At 55.0% G+C, this 18,163-nt stretch carries 18 protein-coding genes and 2 pseudogenes; 12 read left to right on the forward strand and 8 right to left on the reverse strand.

The genetic code is table 11. The annotated features are described in order from the left end of the window. Positions 1–5: 5 nt before the first annotated feature. The 3 genes from hutX (at position 6) to purU (ending at position 2,595) form a co-directional block, all read left to right on the forward strand. Positions 6–527 (forward strand): heme utilization cystosolic carrier protein HutX, encoded by a 522-nt coding sequence (hutX, locus tag RT613_RS04405; protein ID WP_313613284.1) that lies wholly within the window; start codon positions 6–8, stop codon positions 525–527. 107 nt (positions 528–634) lie between these two features. Further along, the gene (locus RT613_RS04410) at positions 635–1,411 is read left to right on the forward strand and encodes a YbaY family lipoprotein (RefSeq protein ID WP_313613286.1); all 777 of its coding nucleotides are present in this window, start codon (positions 635–637) and stop codon (positions 1,409–1,411) included. A 299-nt stretch (positions 1,412–1,710) separates the two neighbouring features. Further along, positions 1,711–2,595, forward strand: a complete 885-nt coding sequence (purU, locus tag RT613_RS04415; RefSeq protein WP_313613288.1) for a formyltetrahydrofolate deformylase — start codon at positions 1,711–1,713, stop codon at positions 2,593–2,595. A gap of 17 nt (positions 2,596–2,612) precedes the next feature. Here purU and RT613_RS04420 read toward each other — a convergent pair whose 3' ends face one another. Together RT613_RS04420 and RT613_RS04425 are read right to left on the reverse strand one after the other, a co-directional pair. Next, complete coding sequence (locus RT613_RS04420; RefSeq protein WP_313613290.1) at positions 2,613–4,001, reverse strand: sensor histidine kinase; 1,389 nt, start codon at positions 3,999–4,001, stop codon at positions 2,613–2,615. Continuing rightward, a complete protein-coding gene (locus tag RT613_RS04425) occupies positions 3,998–4,678 on the reverse strand; it encodes a response regulator transcription factor (RefSeq protein WP_313613292.1) in 681 nt (226 codons plus the stop codon). Before RT613_RS04425 ends, RT613_RS04420 begins: the two co-directional genes overlap by 4 nt. A gap of 186 nt (positions 4,679–4,864) precedes the next feature. Between RT613_RS04425 and RT613_RS04430 the strand changes: the two genes are divergently transcribed. The 6 genes from RT613_RS04430 (at position 4,865) to RT613_RS04455 (ending at position 10,912) form a co-directional block, all read left to right on the forward strand. After that, positions 4,865–5,932, forward strand: coding sequence for an ABC transporter substrate-binding protein (locus RT613_RS04430; protein WP_313613294.1), 1,068 nt, complete (start codon positions 4,865–4,867; stop codon positions 5,930–5,932). 278 nt (positions 5,933–6,210) lie between these two features. Next, a complete protein-coding gene (locus RT613_RS04435) occupies positions 6,211–7,155 on the forward strand; it encodes a tripartite tricarboxylate transporter substrate binding protein (RefSeq protein WP_313613295.1) in 945 nt (314 codons plus the stop codon). Then, positions 7,152–7,646: a tripartite tricarboxylate transporter TctB family protein gene (locus RT613_RS04440; protein ID WP_313613297.1), complete on the forward strand. Its 495-nt coding sequence runs from the start codon at positions 7,152–7,154 to the stop codon at positions 7,644–7,646. The genes RT613_RS04435 and RT613_RS04440 overlap by 4 nt, the downstream gene beginning before the upstream one ends. A 97-nt stretch (positions 7,647–7,743) precedes the next feature. Then, a complete protein-coding gene (locus tag RT613_RS04445) occupies positions 7,744–9,261 on the forward strand; it encodes a tripartite tricarboxylate transporter permease (RefSeq protein WP_313613299.1) in 1,518 nt (505 codons plus the stop codon). Positions 9,262–9,476: 215 nt separating this feature from the next. Continuing rightward, positions 9,477–9,989, forward strand: coding sequence for an HPP family protein (locus RT613_RS04450; RefSeq protein ID WP_313613300.1), 513 nt, complete (start codon positions 9,477–9,479; stop codon positions 9,987–9,989). A gap of 167 nt (positions 9,990–10,156) precedes the next feature. Further along, positions 10,157–10,912, forward strand: a complete 756-nt coding sequence (locus tag RT613_RS04455) for an SDR family oxidoreductase (protein ID WP_313613301.1) — start codon at positions 10,157–10,159, stop codon at positions 10,910–10,912. 284 nt (positions 10,913–11,196) lie between these two features. On the opposite strand, the gene RT613_RS04460 is transcribed toward RT613_RS04455, so the two are convergent. From RT613_RS04460 to RT613_RS04470, 3 genes are all read right to left on the reverse strand, one after another. Continuing rightward, entirely contained in the window at positions 11,197–11,601 is a 405-nt protein-coding gene (locus RT613_RS04460) for a hypothetical protein (RefSeq protein WP_313613302.1), read from the reverse strand. A 355-nt stretch (positions 11,602–11,956) separates the two neighbouring features. Beyond that, the gene (locus RT613_RS04465) at positions 11,957–12,550 is read right to left on the reverse strand and encodes an RBBP9/YdeN family alpha/beta hydrolase (RefSeq protein ID WP_313613304.1); all 594 of its coding nucleotides are present in this window, start codon (positions 12,548–12,550) and stop codon (positions 11,957–11,959) included. Positions 12,551–12,586: 36 nt separating this feature from the next. Continuing rightward, positions 12,587–12,775 (reverse strand): hypothetical protein, encoded by a 189-nt coding sequence (locus tag RT613_RS04470; protein WP_313613305.1) that lies wholly within the window; start codon positions 12,773–12,775, stop codon positions 12,587–12,589. A 340-nt stretch (positions 12,776–13,115) separates the two neighbouring features. Here RT613_RS04470 and RT613_RS04475 point away from each other — a divergent pair, with 340 nt between their 5' ends. Next, the gene (locus RT613_RS04475; protein WP_313613306.1) at positions 13,116–13,646 is read left to right on the forward strand and encodes a flavin reductase family protein; all 531 of its coding nucleotides are present in this window, start codon (positions 13,116–13,118) and stop codon (positions 13,644–13,646) included. Here the strand turns inward: RT613_RS04475 and RT613_RS04480 are convergent. The 3 genes and pseudogenes from RT613_RS04480 to RT613_RS04490 form a co-directional block, all read right to left on the reverse strand. Beyond that, positions 13,643–14,095 (reverse strand): Rrf2 family transcriptional regulator, encoded by a 453-nt coding sequence (locus tag RT613_RS04480; RefSeq protein WP_313613308.1) that lies wholly within the window; start codon positions 14,093–14,095, stop codon positions 13,643–13,645. The genes RT613_RS04475 and RT613_RS04480 overlap by 4 nt on opposite strands. 176 nt (positions 14,096–14,271) lie before the next feature. Further along, positions 14,272–14,615 (reverse strand): annotated as a pseudogene (locus RT613_RS04485) (alkanesulfonate monooxygenase); the annotation flags it as partial. 76 nt (positions 14,616–14,691) lie between these two features. Next, entirely contained in the window at positions 14,692–16,125 is a 1,434-nt protein-coding gene (locus RT613_RS04490; protein WP_313613309.1) for an FAD/NAD(P)-binding protein, read from the reverse strand. 382 nt (positions 16,126–16,507) lie between these two features. Between RT613_RS04490 and RT613_RS23845 the strand changes: the two are divergent. Next, positions 16,508–16,792: pseudogene (locus RT613_RS23845) on the forward strand (PLP-dependent transferase); the annotation flags it as partial. Between the two features lie 370 nt (positions 16,793–17,162). Then, complete coding sequence (locus tag RT613_RS04495) at positions 17,163–18,095, forward strand: hypothetical protein (RefSeq protein WP_313613311.1); 933 nt, start codon at positions 17,163–17,165, stop codon at positions 18,093–18,095. Positions 18,096–18,163 lie beyond the last annotated feature (68 nt).

An 18,163-nucleotide genomic window follows, 5' to 3' on the forward strand; every position in this document is an offset into this window, starting at 1 on the left:
AAACAATGACAGCAGTTGCATTCCATACGCCGGAACGCCGCGAGCGCGCCGTTACCGCCCTGAATGAAAAGCCCGATGGCATTGTCGAAGCCATTGCTGCCAAGGCAGATGTGACACCGGCAGAAGTGCTGGCCGTCCTGCCACAAGGTGCTGCGGTGACCATTCCGGCCGCGCAGTTTTCCGCCATCTGGACCGACATGATGAGTTGGGGTGAAGTGCTGATGATCGTCCAGACCGGGGACATCGTGCTTGAGGTGCCCGGCATGCTGCCGGAAGGCAGCGAAGGTCATGGCTGGTTCAACATCCACGGTGACAGCCCGATTGGTGGCCATATCAAGAAAGACAACTGCCACGCCATCAGCTTCGTCGATCGGGCGTTCCACGGACGTCGTTCCTGCTCGGTTTGGTTCATGAATGCCGATGGCAATGCCATGTTCAAGATTTTCGTCCGCCGCGACGAAAACAAGGAGCTGAAGGCAGACCAGCTTTCCAAATTTGAGACTTTGCGCGACACCCTCTCACGCTGATATCGATACGACTGCCGGGCACCATGCCCGGCAGTTCATTCCGGATTCATCTAGCCTCTTTATGATCGAAGACGAATATTCGTCTACCGACATCATGAGGGTTGGAAATGACCGACAGACACACACTTTCGCGCCGCGGTTTTGCAAGCCTTCTTGGCCTAAGCGCCATTATAGCCGCCTCCCCTTCTCTTGCTGCACCAGCAACCATCCGTGGCTCGGTCAGCTACCGCGAGCGCATTGCGCTACCGCCATCGGCAACCGTCACCGTACAGCTTATCGACGTGTCGCGCGCTGGCGCCAGTTTCACCATCATTGCCGAAACCACCACCCGTCCAGGACGCAACGTGCCTGTCCCTTACGTCATCAGGTACAATGACCGCGATATCAGGCCCAACCGCCGTTATGCGCTGCGCGCCGAAATTCGCGACGGTCGCCGCCTGCTGTTTACCACCACCCGCAATTACCCGATCCTGAGCGGCGGACGCGAAACCACAGACCTGCAGCTGGAACGCGCTGGTGCAGCCCCGAGACCAGAGCCGGATCGCGAACCATCTCTCGTCGGTTCCTGGGTTGTGGTCGACCTCGCAGGCGAGCGGCTTGGCGGTGGCAAGCCGCCGGTCATGCAGATCAGCCCTGACAATCGCGTCTCTGGCAATACAGGTTGCAACGGCTTTGGCGCGGAGCTGCGCTTCAACCGCCGCGAGATCGAATTCAGCCGCGCCATTTCCACGCAGATGGCCTGCCAGCCACCCGTGATGCGGCAGGAACGCGCTTTCCTTTCGCTACTGGGCGATGTGCGTCGTTATGAATTCAGCCAGCGCAACAATAAACTTCTGCTGCAGGACCGCCGCGGTCGCACACTCATTCAGCTGCGCAAAGCCTAAGACCCACATGCCTGCCCCCCGCGTGCCCAACGTCAGGCGGGGAGATTTTCTTTCGCGTCAGAAAATCACCATCCAATGCAGTTTTGCGCAACACCAAGCCGCAAAAGGGGCCGTATGACTGTATTCACCCCTCACGGGTACATCGCAGGCATAACCACAACGTTGAAACGAATATTCAATTTGCGACAAAGCCACTATGCCATGGCCATCGACTGCGCTAATGCAGGACGCCCTTGATTTATGGGCGCATGAAATAAAACCAGAAGCACCGCAAACGGCGCTTCCAGAGGAACCGACCGATGACGACTTATGTTCTGACCGTAACCTGCAAATCAACCCGCGGTATCGTGGCAGCAATATCGGGTTATCTGGCGGACAAGGGTTGCAACATCGTTGACAGCTCGCAATTCGATGACCTACAGACCGGCATGTTCTTCATGCGCGTCAGCTTCATATCCGAACAGGGTGAAAGCCGTGAAGCGATCACTGAAGGATTTGCCGCGGTCGCTGAAAAATTCGGCATGGATGCCAAGATCGAAAGCTCCGCCGAGCGCATGAAAGTGCTGCTGATGGTGTCGCGTTTTGGCCATTGCCTCAATGACCTCCTGTACCGCTGGAAGATCGGTGCCTTGCCGATCGATATCGTCGGCGTTGTGTCCAATCACTTCGATTACCAGAAGGTTGTCGTCAACCACGACATTCCCTTCCACCACATCAAGGTCACCAAGGACAACAAACCAAAGGCCGAAGCCCAATTGATGGATCTGGTCGAACAGACCGGTACGGAACTGATCGTACTTGCCCGTTACATGCAGGTGTTGTCCGATGAACTTTGCCAGAAAATGTCCGGCAAGATAATCAACATCCACCACTCCTTCCTGCCAAGCTTCAAGGGTGCCAACCCTTACAAGCAGGCTTATGAGCGCGGCGTTAAGCTGATTGGTGCAACGGCCCATTATGTTACGGCCGATCTTGATGAAGGCCCGATCATCGAGCAGGACACGGTGCGCATCACCCATGCGCAATCGGCGGAAGATTATGTGTCGCTGGGTCGTGATGTCGAAAGCCAAGTGCTGGCGCGCGCCATCCACGCCCATATCCACCACCGCACCTTCATCAACGGAAACCGCACCGTCGTGTTTCCACCAAGTCCGGGCAGCTACGCCTCCGAGCGTATGGGATGATCCGCATACGCTAAGTCTTAACGGGCGATGGGAAACAGCACCGTCGCCTTCAAACCTCGACCATTCTGGCCAGAATCAAGCACCAGTTGCCCGCCAAACAGGAGGGCAATTTCCTCCACGATTGCCAGTCCAAGCCCGGCACCGGGCGCGGCATTGCCCTCCCCTCGGGCAAAACGCTGCCTGACCGTATCACGCTTTTCAGGCGCTATACCCTGGCCGTTGTCTTCCACTTCAAGACAAATCTGACCTGTGGCACTGCGATAGGCGCGCACCGTCACCTCGACATTGTCACCGGCATAGGCAATGGCATTGCCAATCAGATTGCCGAGCAACTCACCAATCAACAAAGGTTCGGCAAGCACGGTCACGATACCCTCGCCCTCAAAGCCAAGGTCAACACCAGCTTCGGCCGCCTGCGGAATATAATCGGCGGTAATGGTCTGGGCGACTTCCACCAGATCAATGCGTGACAGCGTTTGCGGTTCGCCCGATCCGGTCGCATCGATTTTTGCCATGCGCAGAAGCTGCGCCAGAATATGCTCGGCATGGGCAACGGATTCGTCACCTTTCCTGGCAGCAGCCTTTGCCTGCGCCAGTGTTTCAGCCCGCTCGGACAAGGCAAGCTGCGTACGAATAATGGCCAGTGGCGTGCGCAACTGATGGCTGGCATTTCCGGTAAAGTGCCGCAAGGCATCAAGAGCCGCCTTCAGCCGCACCATGAAGGAATTGACGGTATCAACCAGGTTCTGCACCTCAAGCGGCACCTTCTGGTCGATGGGGTGCAGATCGCTTGGATTGCGCTCGGCAATTGCCTCGCTCAGCCGAAACAGTGGGCGCAAAGAAATCGTCACCGCCACCCAGACGATGATTGACGCGCCAACGATCATGGCAAGCAGACGTAGGGCAGAACGGAGCAGGATGGACTGGGCAAGCTGACGGCGGGCGATGGTTGTTTCGGCAACGGTCACCGTGAACGGCACCGAATTGATGCCGGTGGATGCCGATCTTTGCATGACAGCAACGCGGATCGGTTCACCGCGAAACGCCGCATCCTCAAAGATTGCAGTGTTCGGCTCATCTGGCGCGAAAGAGGGCAACCCCTGATATCCCGTCAGGAACTCACCCTGTGCGCCATCCACGCGGTAAAACACCCGGTCCTGTGCGGCCGAGGTCAGCATCTCGAGGGCAACATAGGGGATATCGACTTCCAGCTTGCCGTCTTCAGACACGGCAACACGCTCGGCAATGGCCAGCGCAGAGCCCGCCAGCACTCGGTCCGATACCACATTGGCGGTTTTGACCGCTTCGGAATAGGTTTCGGTCAGTGCGATGGTGCCAATGATTGCAGTGGAAAACAGCAGCCAGCCCAGCAGACGCCTGCGGAGCGAATAGGCGCCGCCTGTCATTCGCCACTCTCCGGCAAACGTTCCAGATAATAGCCGATGCCACGGGCCGTCTTGACGGTCAGTCCGTGGGGAGCAAGCCGTTTTCTCAAGCGGCTGACATATTGCTCGATGGCATTGCCGCTCAGCTCATCATCGAAACCGGCCAGCGATTGCATGATGGCCTCCTTGGCAACCACCTTACCCGCCCGCATGAAAAGAAGTTCGAGTATGCCAAGTTCGCGTGCGGGAATATCAAGTGGCACACCTTCGGCACTGAATGTGCGGGACGTCAGATCAAACGACACCTTGCCGTAACCGACCGTCGAAGACCGCAACCCCGCCTGACGCCGCAGCAGCACACGCACACGCGCTTCAAGCTCGCTGACGTCGAACGGCTTGATCATGTAATCATCGGCGCCAAGGTCCAGCCCCTTGACCCGCTCTTCCGGGGTGCCACGTGCTGTCAGGATCAGCACGGCCGCACGCTCCTGGCGGGCACGCATGGAGCGCAACACGGAAATACCATCCATTTCAGGCAGATTGAGATCCAGGATGACCAGATCAAAACTCTCGGTCGCCGTCGCAGCCAAGGCAGATGCGCCGTCGGATACCCAATCCACCGCATAGCCACTGCCGCGCAGCAGAGCGACCAAACCGTCCGCAAGAACCTGATTGTCTTCCACCAGCAATATACGCAAATCAATCTCCTGCCCCTGCACCAGCACCCTAACGCATCACCCTGCAAATCGGAATCGATTTTCGGCAAAACACGGCACGCAAATTCAACGGGTTAGAGCATCCGCCAAGTGCTGATAAAAACAGGCGATGCTCTTATGGCGGGAGAGACGCTTGTGAACGTCAGGCCGCTGCGGCATGATATTTTCATGCGTATCCTTCTCTGTCTCTGCCTGAGCATTCTTGCCGTCACACCGGCGCTGGCCAAGCCAACCGTTTTTCCGGCACCCTCGGGCAATCCGGATGCGCGTGTGCTGATCGTCTATTCGTCGTTGGATGAACCGCTGGCGACACCGATGATCGAAGGCTTCCAGAAGCAGAACCCTGATATTACAGTGTCTTATGAGGACATGTTGACAGGCGAAATCTACGACAGGATCGTCAAGGAAACCGATGCCGGACAAAAAACCGCTGACTTTGCCTTTTCATCGGCCATGGATTTACAAGTCAAATTGAGCAATGACGGTTACGCGCAGCGCAGCGACATGCCGTTAAGTGCCCAGTGGCCAAGCTGGGCCAATTGGCGCAACACGGCCTATGCGCTGACCTTCGAACCAGCGGTTTTCGTCTATCACAAGCCAAGTTTCACCTCGGAAAAACCACCGGCCACCCGCGCCGAATTTGTTGATTTCCTCGAACGCCACGCCAATGAGGCGCATGGCCGCATCGCAACCTATGACATTGAACGATCCGGTGTCGGCTTCCTGTTCATGTCGCGTGACCAGGAACAATTTGCCGATATATGGTCGGTCATCCAGCACATGGGTGCCGCAGGCGTTAAACTTTATTCCAACAGCTCAGCCATTCTGGAACGTATTGCTGATGGACGATTCGTGCTGGGTTACAACATTCTCGGCTCCTATGCCGCCGACTGGGCGTCCCGCCATCCGGATGTCGGCATTGTCCTGCCCAAGGACTACACGGTGGTAATGTCACGTATCGGGCTCGTGCCACAGGCGGCAAACTCCCCCGATCTGGGGCGGAAATATCTGGAATATTTCATGTCGCGCGAAGGTCAGACCATCCTGTCGACCAAACTGCAAATACCTGCGGTCAATCCCGATGTTGCCGGCGAGAACACCGCCAACACCATGCAGGCCATTCACGGCGCCCAGCTTTTGCCCGTTCCTGTCAGCCTTGGATTGATGGTCTATCTCGATCAGGTCAAGCGCAATCGTCTGATTGCCCGCTGGAACGAGGCCTTGCGCCTGCAATAAGCGGTTCGGCAAACGAACAATCCGGTAAAACTGGACGCTTTGCAAAAATTAATGAATGTTAAATTGGCAAAGCCGGGGATCGCGTCAGTTAAATGTCAGCTTTCTATGGTGCTCTGCTTTTATTCTTCGGCCGTGGAGGCGGCTTAACGAAGATGCGGGAGGAAATTTCTATAGCAAGCAAACAAACTGCCCTTTGATGGCAGCTTGTCCTGTGTTTGCCCACGCTCTCCTTCCGCACAAACAACAATGCCCGATGGGCTTATCAAGGAGGGTTCGCTTTGAAACATTTCGTACTTGCTTCCATTCTCGCCGGTGCACTTGCACTTCCGGCAGCAGCTGCCGATTACACTATTATCGCGCCGGCAAACCCGGGCGGTGGCTGGGACCAGACCGCACGTTCGATGCAGACTTCGCTTCAGGATGAAGGCATTTCCAAGAGCGTGCAGGTACAGAACGTACCAGGCGCTGGCGGCACCATCGGCCTTGCCCAGTTTGCAAGCCAGCAGAAGGGCAACGCGAACGCCCTGATCGTTGGCGGTTACGTGATGGTCGGCGCCATACTGACAAACAACGCACCGGTTACGCTTAAGGACGTGACACCGATTGCCCGTTTGACCGGCGAATACGAAGCTGTAGTTGTTCCTGCCTCTTCGCCCCTGCAGACCATGGGTGACCTGATCGAGCAGCTCAAGAAGGATCCAGGCAGCGTGTCCTGGGGTGGCGGTTCGGCGGGTGGCACGGATCACATTGCCGTTGGCCTGATTGCCAAAGCTGCGGGCGTTGACCCGACCAAGATCAACTACATCGCCTATTCCGGCGGTGGCGAAGCACTGGCTTCCATTCTGGGTTCCCAGGTGACAGCCGGCGTTTCCGGTTACGGCGAATTCGAAAGCCAGATCAAGTCCGGCACGCTGCGTCTTCTGGCCGTATCAAGCGCCGAACGCATCGAAGGCGTTGATGCCCCAACACTGAAGGAAGCTGGCCTCGACGTCGTTGTTGAAAACTGGCGAATGGTTGCTGCCGCTCCTGGCCTGTCTGCAGATCAGGAAGCAGCCATCAATGCCGACGTTGAAAAGCTCGTTAAATCCAAGAGCTGGCAGGACACTCTGAAGACCAAGGGCTGGCAGGACACGTATCTCGCAGGTGACGCCTTCAAGGCTCAGCTCGACAAGGACATTGAAGCCACTCAGACCATTCTCAAAGACATCGGACTGGTAAAATGAGCATGGGTTCCAACTCATCCAACTCTCAAAAGCGCCGCCCTGACCGGGCGGCGCTGGTTATAGCTGCCGCACTCGTTGCCATTGCCGCTGTAATCTTCATGGACTCCGCACGCCTTGCAGGCGTGGCCGGTTATTCGCCCGTTGGCCCGGCAACCGTGCCTTACGTTATCGCATTCTGTCTTGTCGGGCTTGCCATCTGGACGGTCATCGAGGCTCTTCGCGGTGAGTTCCCCGAGCGGGAGAAACAGGAAACAGGCGCCGTCATCTGGGTAGTCGCCGGTTTGGCCGGGCAAATGTTGCTGTTGAAAACCGCTGGTTTTTCCATTGCCACAGGCATCTTGTTTGCATTCACGGCCCGCGCTTTCGGCAAACGCCAGCTCTGGTATTCAATTCCGATCGGCATCGCGATCAGTTTCGTCGTCTGGATCATCTTTGCGCAGTTCCTGCAGCTGTCTCTGCCAGCTGGGCCTTTGGAGAGCCTGTTCTTTTAAAACGAACCGGCCTTCTTTTCATGATTGAAAAACAGGGAGCGACAGCTGCACCGAGGCGTGCTTTGCAACGCTCCACCCGACAGGGGGACATTCGTCCATGAGTACATTTGAATTTTTGCTTCACGGCCTTCAAGTCGCAATGCAGCCCATGAACCTGCTTTACGCGCTGATCGGCGTAACGCTTGGCACCGCAGTTGGCGTTCTTCCAGGCATCGGCCCGGCGCTGACAGTGGCGCTGCTGTTGCCAGTCACCTACAAGCTTGATCCGGCTGGATCGCTGATCATGTTCGCCGGCATCTATTACGGTGGCATGTATGGCGGGTCGACAACGTCGATCCTGCTGAACACGCCAGGGGAAAGCGCCTCTATCGTGACCGCGCTGGAAGGCAACAAGATGGCGCGCGCTGGACGCGGCGGGCCAGCCCTTGCAACGGCCGCCATCGGTTCATTCGTGGCAGGTCTCATTGCCACCATCGCGCTTGCGTTCATCGCACCCTACATCGTCAAGCTGGCCTTGGTGTTTGGACCACGCGAATATTTCGCGCTGATGGTTCTGGCCTTCGTTACCGTGTCTTCCGCCTTCGGCGATTCAGCACTGCGTGGCCTCACCTCGCTGTTCATCGGCTTTGCGCTCGCCATCGTCGGCATCGACCAATTGACAGGCCAGACACGCATGAGTTTTGGCATTCCAGACCTGCTTGATGGCGTCGAAGTCACCACACTGGCTGTTGCCATGTTCGCAATCGGCGAAACGCTGTTCATCGTCGCGCAGGGCCAGAGCGGACCGGACAAGGTCGAAGCCGTAAAGGGCTCGGTCTGGATGAATGCGCAGGATTGGGCACGCTCCTGGAAAGCCTGGCTGCGCGGTACGGTAATCGGCTTTCCGATTGGTGCCATGCCAGCCGGAGGCGCTGAGATCGGTACCTTCCTGTCCTACGCTACAGAAAAGAAGCTGACCAAATATCCGGAAGAATTCGGCAATGGCGCCATTGAAGGCGTCGCCGGTCCCGAAGCTGCCAACAACGCATCGGCCGCCGGTACACTTGTGCCGCTGCTAACGCTTGGCCTGCCGACGACGGCAACTGCCGCTATCATGCTGGCCGGTTTCCAGCAATATGGCTTGCAACCCGGCCCGCTGCTGTTTGCCACCAACCCGCAACTCGTCTGGGGTCTGATTGCCAGCCTGTTCATCGCCAATGTCATGCTGCTGATCCTGAACCTGCCGCTGATTGGTCTGTGGGTAAAACTGCTGACCATTCCAAAACCATGGCTCTACGCAGGCATCCTGCTGTTTGCAACGCTCGGCACCATCGGCGCTAACCCATCCGTGTTCGAACTGGGCATGCTGCTCGCCTTCGGTATCCTCGGCTACATCATGCGCATCTTCGGTTATCCGATCGCACCAGCTGTCGTCGGCTTGATCCTTGGACCACTTGCCGAACAGCAATTGCGCCGTGCACTGGCCATCGGCCAGGGAGACCCGATCGTGCTGTTCACCTCACCGATTGCAGTGGGTCTGTTCATTGTCGCCGCAGCCGCCTTCATCATTCCGCTGATCATGCGTATTCGTGGTCGAGGACAGGTGCTGTCGCAGCTTGCTGCCAACGAAGACTGATAAAACCCATCATTTGCCCATTGAAGACCGCGGAGAGAAACCCTTCTCTCCGCGTTTTGTTTTGCGAAGCCTTTGGCTTACCCATCAAGAACCGGCTCGACGGTACGCAAAAATATTCGCGTAAACGAAACAGCACCATAAAGACTTTGCTTGGAAAACATGCACGGTTCGGTTTATTAAGCGGCAATTGCTTAAATTTAAGCCGGAAAACTCCCATGAGACGCCACCTGCGGCACTTCATTCATCGTCATGAGCCTAAAGGACAGGCACATCACCACCTGAAATCAGGTTTTGGTGCCATGGCTGGCATGCTTGCGGTCGGTGGGCTGGCGGTTGAAACCGGCATCCCATTGTTGATTGCGCCATTTGGTGCGAGCGCCGTGCTACTGTTTGGTCAGCCCAAGAGCCCGCTGGCACAACCGGCCAATGTGATTGGCGGATATCTTCTTGCCGCCTTCGTCGGAAGCCTTGCCTTGCATTTCCTGCCGGGCCTCTGGTGGGCCTCGGCAATTGCGGTTGGTTTGGCAATTGCCGGCATGTTGCTGTTACGGATTACCCATCCACCAGCGGGCGCTGTGCCGCTGGTCGCCTATGGTTCACATCTGGAAGGCCAGGCACTGTTTCTCGTCGTACTGGCGGGCAGCGCCCTTCTCGTGGCAATAGCCGTGGTTCACCATCTGATACCGCCGCGCCACCAATATCCCCTTCGTGCACCAGAAACTCCGTGATCGCAACACCGGCACCTGCCCAAACCGTAGGTCAACCGCTGGACACATGGGGATGAAATTGCCTTCCACGCTGTTTTTAACAACGGCAAGACTTGTTCCCGCCCACCCCCTGTGCTTGAAAACAGACAGTCGAAAAGTACGACTTATTTAAAGGCCGGGAGAAAAGCATGAGCATCCAATTATTTGACCTTACCGGGCGTCGCGCCCTTGTCACTGGTTCCTCACAGGGTATCGGTTTTGCACTGGCGAAGGGTCTCAAGGATGCCGGCGCTGACGTTGTGATCAATGGCCGAGATCCCGAAAAACTGAAAGCTGCGGCAAAAGAGCTTGGCGATGTCGACTATCTCGCATTTGATGTTACCGATCACGCCCTGTCACGCCAAGCCATCGATGCCTTCGAGCGCGACAAGGGTGCCATCGACATTCTGGTCAACAATGCCGGCATGCAGCACCGCACGCCGTTGGAAGATTTTCCCGCCGACGCATTTGAGCGCCTGCTGCGCACCAATATCTCGTCGGTCTTCAATGTCGGCCAGGCCGTTGCCCGTCACATGATTGGCCGTGGTTATGGCAAGATCATCAATATCGCCAGCGTTCAAACCGCGCTCGCCCGCCCGGGCATTGCCCCCTACACCGCCACCAAGGGTGCCGTTGGCAACCTTACCAAAGGCATGGCAACCGACTGGGCAAAACATGGCCTGCAGTGCAACGCCATTGCGCCCGGCTATTTCGAAACACCACTCAATGACGCCTTGGTCAAGGATCCCGCATTTACCGAATGGCTGCAGAAGCGCACACCAGCCGGTCGCTGGGGCAAGGTTGACGAGCTGGTTGGCGCCTGCATCTTCCTATCGTCGGGAGCATCGTCCTTCGTCAACGGCCACATTCTCTATGTTGACGGCGGCATCACCGTCAGCCTCTGAGGCCAGACTTAAAAATGCCAGCAGGCCCGTGAGTTCGACGCTCACGGGCTTCGTGTTATCTGCGCGTCACCTGTTGTGATCACTACGCAGTCTGTGGTCCAGCACAGGATATAGCGCGAGGCACCAAATGCCCATTTTCCATCAAAGCAGATCACATTGATCCGGACAAACCGGAGCACCAAAAAATGAAGCCCCCGACACCGTTTAGATGTCGAGGACAACCAAGGAAGTAACAGGGTCAATTGTACAGAATGGTATGCACAGTTTTGTCTGCGCAGAGAGGATTATCTCAGGCTGCCGTCGTGAGGCTGCCGGGAACCGCTCCAGTCAGCCGCACGTGTAGCGTCAAAGGCAAAAGCAAAGGCAGGATTTTGCCGGCGCTTCCTAACCAGCAGACCCATGATGCGGGCTGCTGTCGAAAAGGTCATTTCATCCAGAGGACCATGACCGACCCACGGTTTGTTCAACCGTGAAACAACCTCTCCCACAAGGGCGGCTGGCACAATATCCATGCATTTACGCATGGCAATAAAAACATCGGAAATCGGGACGTGAGCACTTTCAAAGGTTACTGTGGGCTGACCCTCATAGGGTTCCCACTCTTCAAACTTGAGAACGGCTTCCCAAAACAGGTAATGCAGATCGATTGGCGCATGACCGTTGAAAAGCTGCGGTAGCTTGGATGTCATAACATTCTCCTCCGTTGAGTGCATATCGGTTGAAATATGCGTGTTCTTCCTTGGATCTTGGTGACACACGAAACAGTATATCGAGATGGCGCTGCTACGAAATGCTATCTGTAGTAAAAATATGGGCCTCCTTTGCAAGAAAGGAAGTATTCCAGAATTGACCGGGATAGTCACGGGCTGCCTTTTCTGCCCTTTCCCGGCAGGCGAGATTTTTCAAAACATGAGTGCGATGACCGAGCTGCAGCAGGCTGTCTTACCGGGATAGTCATAGATAACCTGCAAACTGTCATGGCCCATCGAAACCCTCTATCTCCTTGTTGCCCACCGATTTTAAGAGGCACCGGTTCCACGGGGTTCAGCAAGGCGTCACCTGCGGTTCATCAAAAGACAGACCGGCAAACTTGCGTTTCTGCGCTTTGACCTTGCTGGCAAGGCCATCCAGCAAATTGTAACCATTCGACCAGCGACCAAATCCACTGGCAATATTGATGTGACCAGCCATCCCCAGATTGAGGATATTGGCCTGCCATTTCTCTCCGATCAATGTCAGCCGATCGATTGGCATGTAATGGTCATTGAGGCTGCCAACCACAATATTGGGAAACGGCAACCGACCGTCATCCAGCTTTCCAAACGAGATCGTGCCGGGATGCAACTCATCGGTCAACTCCGGGTCGCAGGGTGCCACCAGAAGTGCAGCCTTGATCCGATTGGCCGAAGCACGGGCAGCAAGCCTCGCCGCAACCAGGCATCCCAGACTATGCGCGACGATATAGGCCTCGCCTTCACGTTCCAGCGCCTCTTCAACCGTCGCCACCCAGCAATCCAGGCTGGGCCGCGACCAGTCATCCTGAACGACAATGCTCGCGTCAGAATGATCTTTTTGCCAGTACCACTGCCAATGCCCTTCATCAGATCCATTCAGGCCGGGAAGAATAAGCGTGCGCATGGCGTCCTCTCGATCAACAGTGCATCAGACACGTGCTCATGACGAAAACTCGCCAAGCATGCGCAATTCCTTGCCCACTTCGCGCATTCTGCTACGCAGTTCGAGGCCGGTTCCGTCATCGATTTCGTAATCACCAAAGCAATGGCGTGCATCATGCAAAAGCAGCCGGTCCTCCAGCTCGTTCTGTGTTCTGATCAATTTTGCGACACGGCGAAAAATGCCCATTTCCGATCTCCTTTGTCGAAAAACATGCCGTCATAATTATCCATAATTTTTATAGATTAAAGGCACCGCGTGCCAAGATTTTGAAGGACCGGAGAAAAAACATCCATTACATCCAGCATAAATCAATGAATGGGATGATCTTTTCTGAAAAACTACTAAATCATGGAATTTAATTTCCACCCTTCGAAATTGCCGGTATCAAAAGGAGTTTGCGGGCTTGATCCGACAATATTTTCTATAATATTTATCAACAATGAAATTCTGTCGCTCTCCAGTCCGCAAGGGCGATGGTATAGTTGCGAAATTGCAAGGGCATCTTCACCCAGCCTTGGAGACCTATATGACCGCAACAGTGACTTATCTTCATAATCCGCTGCAAACGCAGATTACCCATCCTGATCAACTCAAGGCCGCCATGCGCAATGTCGCAGGAGGTGTTTCTGTCATAACAGCTGGATCGGGTGATCAACGCAATGGTGCAACGGTGACCTCGGCAACGGCATTGTCGATGAATCCCGCTTCGATGCTCGTCAGCATCAACCGCTCTTCATCCATTTGGCCGGTCATCAGCCGCTTCAATCATTTTTGCGTCAATATACTGTCAGCGCAGCAGCAGGATATCGCCAGCCGTTTTGCTGGCGTCGGCGGGCTGAAAGGTGCGCAGCGTTATCACAATGCAAGCTGGTCAACGCTCGAAAGCGGCGCAGCGGTACTCGCAGACGCACTTGCCTCCATCGACTGTGCCGTTGAAGATGTGATTGAGCGGCATACCCATGCCATCGTCATAGGACGCGTGGTGGCTGTGGTCACTGGCCAGGGCGAACCATTGGTCTATCACAATGGCCAGTACGGAAACATCATTCCGGTTTAAATCCGAGCGTAGGCTGGATCGTCGATGTCACGACCGGTGTCGGCGGCAAACTGCTCAAGTGTCGTATTATCAAGAACTTCTGCCATAGCGTCTCGCACCCGTCCCATGGACCGGCGCACCTGACAGTGCTCTGGATCTTCGCAATCTTCACATGGCTCAAACGCCGTCTTGCTGGCGCAGCGGATGGGCGCAAGCGGACCGTCAAGGGTTCGAACCACCTGACCGATCAGAATGTCGGATGCAGGTTTGGAGAGGGAATATCCGCCACCAGGACCTTTCTTCGAACGTAGCATGCCTGCATTTCTGAGTTCCAGAAGAATGGTGTCGAGAAACTTCTTTGGTATGTTGTTGCGGCTGGCAATCTCATTGACAAATGCTGTCTGTCCTTCAGCAAGCCCGGCCAGGTCAACCATAGCTTTTAAGCCGTATTTCCCTTTTTTCGTCAGCATCAACCGCTCTTTCACAATCACATCGCGGCGATAGATATGATCAAAAACCACGCTCGAGGCAACAGAGCGGGGGCAATCTACTCGAGAGATTTAATCAAAATCCCCCGTGCGGCAGCCTGATGGGAACGGCCTGCGGGCAAAGGCATTCCGAGGCGGCGGTAAAACTGTCTCAATCTTTACAGTCTGGACGACGCTTTGCCATTACCTCCATGGCTGCCACCGCAAACACCTGGCGCTCGCCAAACGATGAACGGATCTGGTTGCGCGGTTGGCCAAGACCAATTTCCGGAAACAGCAGTTCCGACAGACGGTAGGCTTCCTCGAGATGCGGATAACCGAAAGCCAATGATCGTATTGCTGCCAAGGTCCTGATATTCGCGCAGACGCGCTGCAATGTTTTCTGTAACCCGACCAGAGACGTGCCGGTACCGGATCGCACCAGTCCGATACCGGGAAGGCGTTTGGAAGATACCTCAAGTCTTTCGCGATCACCATTGTGCAGCGCCATCATTCGGGCTTGGTACCGCCGAGAAAGGCTGAATCGAGCCGGACGCCCCCTGCTTCCCCATTGCCGTCTAACAGGCGAAAAACGGCCGTCAGCCGGTACCGCTCAACAACTGCCCATGCTTGCCAAGGTTGAGATAGGATGACAGCTGGCCCGCAACAAAAATCGCATGCTCCGTCACCTGCGGCAGCCCCATCAGTTCGCCAAATGTACCGCGCGCCAATGGGCCGGCAATATACAGCCCCGGCATCGCCCTGCCCGTCTCGTCAATCGCGACGGAGGCGGTGTCACAGGCAATTCCAAGCCCGGTTGCACAAGACGATATCAGGCCGTCCCGTTGGAGTGCAGCGAGGAACGGGATAGAATGCAGAACCTCGCCATGTGCAGGACCGGTGGCTACCGCGATTGCATCGAAAATATAATCGGCCACGTCCCCGCTGACCTTCTCTTTCAGAGACACACGGAAACAGGAACCCTCCAAGGAAACGTTTTGAACAGAAGCCGCCTTTATCGACAGCGTGCCCGCAGCAACCCCTTCGTCCAACACTTTCTCAACCTGCGGCGCAATACGAAAACGGTGGACGTCCCAGTAGGGTCGCACAAGGCGGACAATTCGGCGCCGCTCCTTGAGAGGAAGCGCCTGCCAAATCTGCTGGCCCTGGGCGCGTAACGCATCAATAACGGCGTGCCAACTCAGCCCCATCTTTTCCGCCTGTCGTATGGTTGTGCGAATGCGATGCAATAAATCTGATGCGCGGATACTTGGTTGCAAAGTAAAATCACCGAAAGCCTCCTGAACGACGGGCGAATGGCCACGCGAGCGCAATCCACGGCGCGAGATTGAAACAATGGTGCCCTGATGCCCCCTGTCCTTCAGGGTGGCAACGACATCCGCCGAGGTCAGACCATTCCCGACAATGAGAACCCGATCATCCGCCGCGACAGGATGCAACGCATCGGGCTGTGTAACATCGGCAATCAGTTTGGGGTGCCCCTTGAAGGAAGCCAATGCCGCGGGCAGCGCCGGCGCGGGGTGGCTGACCGCAATGGCAACGGCATCCGCCAGAAGAATACTGCCATCTTCGGCCTTCAACAGCCACTGCTGACCGGACTTGGAAATATTGGCGACACTGCATTGGCGGTGTTCAACCATGCCCTGTGCCAGATAGGGCTGTATTTCAGAACTCACATAGTCACCAAAGCAGGCGCGTTGCAAATAGGGCTGTCCATCGGAGCCAAAGGCATCCGCATCCTCTTTCAAAATGTTTCTGTTTGTTGCAAACCTCAGAAAACTTTCTGGATCGTCGGGATAAAGCGTCATTTTGCTGGCAGGCACGTTGATACGGTGCGCCGGTTCATGCGTGCTATAGGCTAGGCCAGCGCCCAGCTTTTCGCGGGGCTCAAACACCACCATACGGACGGCGCCAATGCCGGGATGACACCGGGCAAGATGGATAGCCAGTGCAGCTCCCGTGACACCACCACCCACAATCGCAATGACCGGACAGAGAGACTTTTGGGGCATCATAAGCTCCGACAATTATGGACGATAGATGCGGAGCGCGGCATCGCGCCATGCAATCGCGGTTTAAAAATACGCTCTTCCGTTAATTGGCGAAAGCGTGTCAGCCGATCAAACATCGTGTCAGCAAAGCCAGACAACAACGCTAGCCCTCTTTCATTTTGAACCTTCCGACACATTCGCATCGAATATTTCCAATCATTATATTCTATAAAATTAGTAAAATATATTCTCCCCTGATTTGAAAGAGCAAACAAATTGAAAAACGGAAACACCGAGCCATCTCTATACCCGCATGTCTAACCTCACGCAGGACGCCACCGGGCAGCGTCTGGCCGAACTGGGAGATGGCGCAACCGCACTTTGAGTTTTCTCAGGTCAGCCAGCCTTTACCTTCGCCATTCTCAATCCTGCGCGCGCCGAAGACAACATCGACAGCGCAACTGGTCTTCACGGTGGCACATGGGCGCTGTTTGCCGCTACACTGAAGAACTTTGGTATCGAAACCCGATTTGTTGACGGCAAGGTCTTAGAAGACTTTGCCCCGGCAAACGATGATCGTACCCGCGCTTTTCACGCAGAAACGCTACCCAATCACAAGCTCTCGTTGGAAGATCAGCTTAAAAGGGGCGTAACGCCAGGCTATGTGCGCCTGCCAGTTGGCTTTTAGCGTTGCAATGTCTGACACAGGCAGAGGAAACCGCGTAGTCACGTGTTCCATATCATCTGGACAATTCGAACAATTCCAAGGCTCCGCACATACTTACGGGACCTTTTTTCTGTTCTGAGTGAGTGACAAAAACAGGTACGGCTCGGTAGACAAACCGAACCACTATAAAATGTAGTCAGAAGAAGCTTGTGAATTTATCGGATAATAAACAGAATTGGCATCCGAAAACGTTAAAAAATCTGCTTGGAATTCTGGAACTTCAAATCTTTTTCAAACCGATCAGACGACACAGAAACTCGGCCGACCGACATATCGGATTAGCGCCGGAAAAAATGCGGCAGGACGTATTGGAGGATAGGAATTGCGACATTTGGTAGTTGGTGCAGGCGCGTCTATTGCACAGGCGATCGACTCGGAAGTGGAGCGGGAATTTTGGCCGCCCTCCATGCTCAATTTCGCAAGAAAAACATGGGAAAAATCCCCTTACCCATTCTTGTATCTCTTTCTTAAAGCAAAGGGACTGCTTCCTTCGGACGACATAGATCTGCGCGAAGTATTTTATAATTTGGAAGCCAATCAAAAAACTAACATCGAAGATTTCATGGAATTTGCATGGAAAATTAGCGACCAACTGCCCCTTATTGAAGGAAGTTTGACCTATTGGGACAACATGATGATACATTCTATAGGTGATCCGATTGCGCTTCTCATCGATCAGGGTTTTCATCGGAACGGCACGGGCTTCATCGACCTGAAGCTTACGAAAGAAGTACTATCGAAATTCGGGCCTACCGACTTCGTCCTAAATCTGAATTACGACACTCTAGTCGAAATTGCACTTTCGCAATCTGATCGGGCATTCACGTATCTCCCGAATACTGCTCCAGAAGGAAGTTTACCTGTCTGCAAGCCGCATGGGTCACTCAATATGGCCTTTACACATAACTCCTTCGCATTCGGAGACCCCACAAATCTTTGGCCGTTATTCACAACTGGCGACGAAAGACGCGCGTATATCGGCTTGATGCCTCCCAGATCAAACAAGTCGTACGCCCAAATGCCGATGGCAAAGATGATGCTAGATGGCGTTTCCGATCGAAAACCTGAGAGCATAGTGATGTGGGGCATCGGCTTAACGGGAAGCGATGTTGACCTGAATGATATATATAAAGCCTGGAGTGAAAGCGCGAGTTTTGTGGATGTAATCAATCCAGATTCGTCAGTCGCAGCTAAGGTTCAGGAAGCGATAGGCATTGAAACTCGCTCTTACGCTTCAGCGCAAAAATGGCTGGAAACACAGTAAGATCATATCAACTGAAACATAGTGTGATGGTAGCGGGAGAGGGACTTGAACCCCCGACACGCGGATTA

Origin of the sequence: Agrobacterium sp. (assembly GCF_032092815.1) — a bacterium.
In the GTDB taxonomy this organism is placed as follows: Bacteria; Pseudomonadota; Alphaproteobacteria; order Rhizobiales; family Rhizobiaceae; genus Agrobacterium.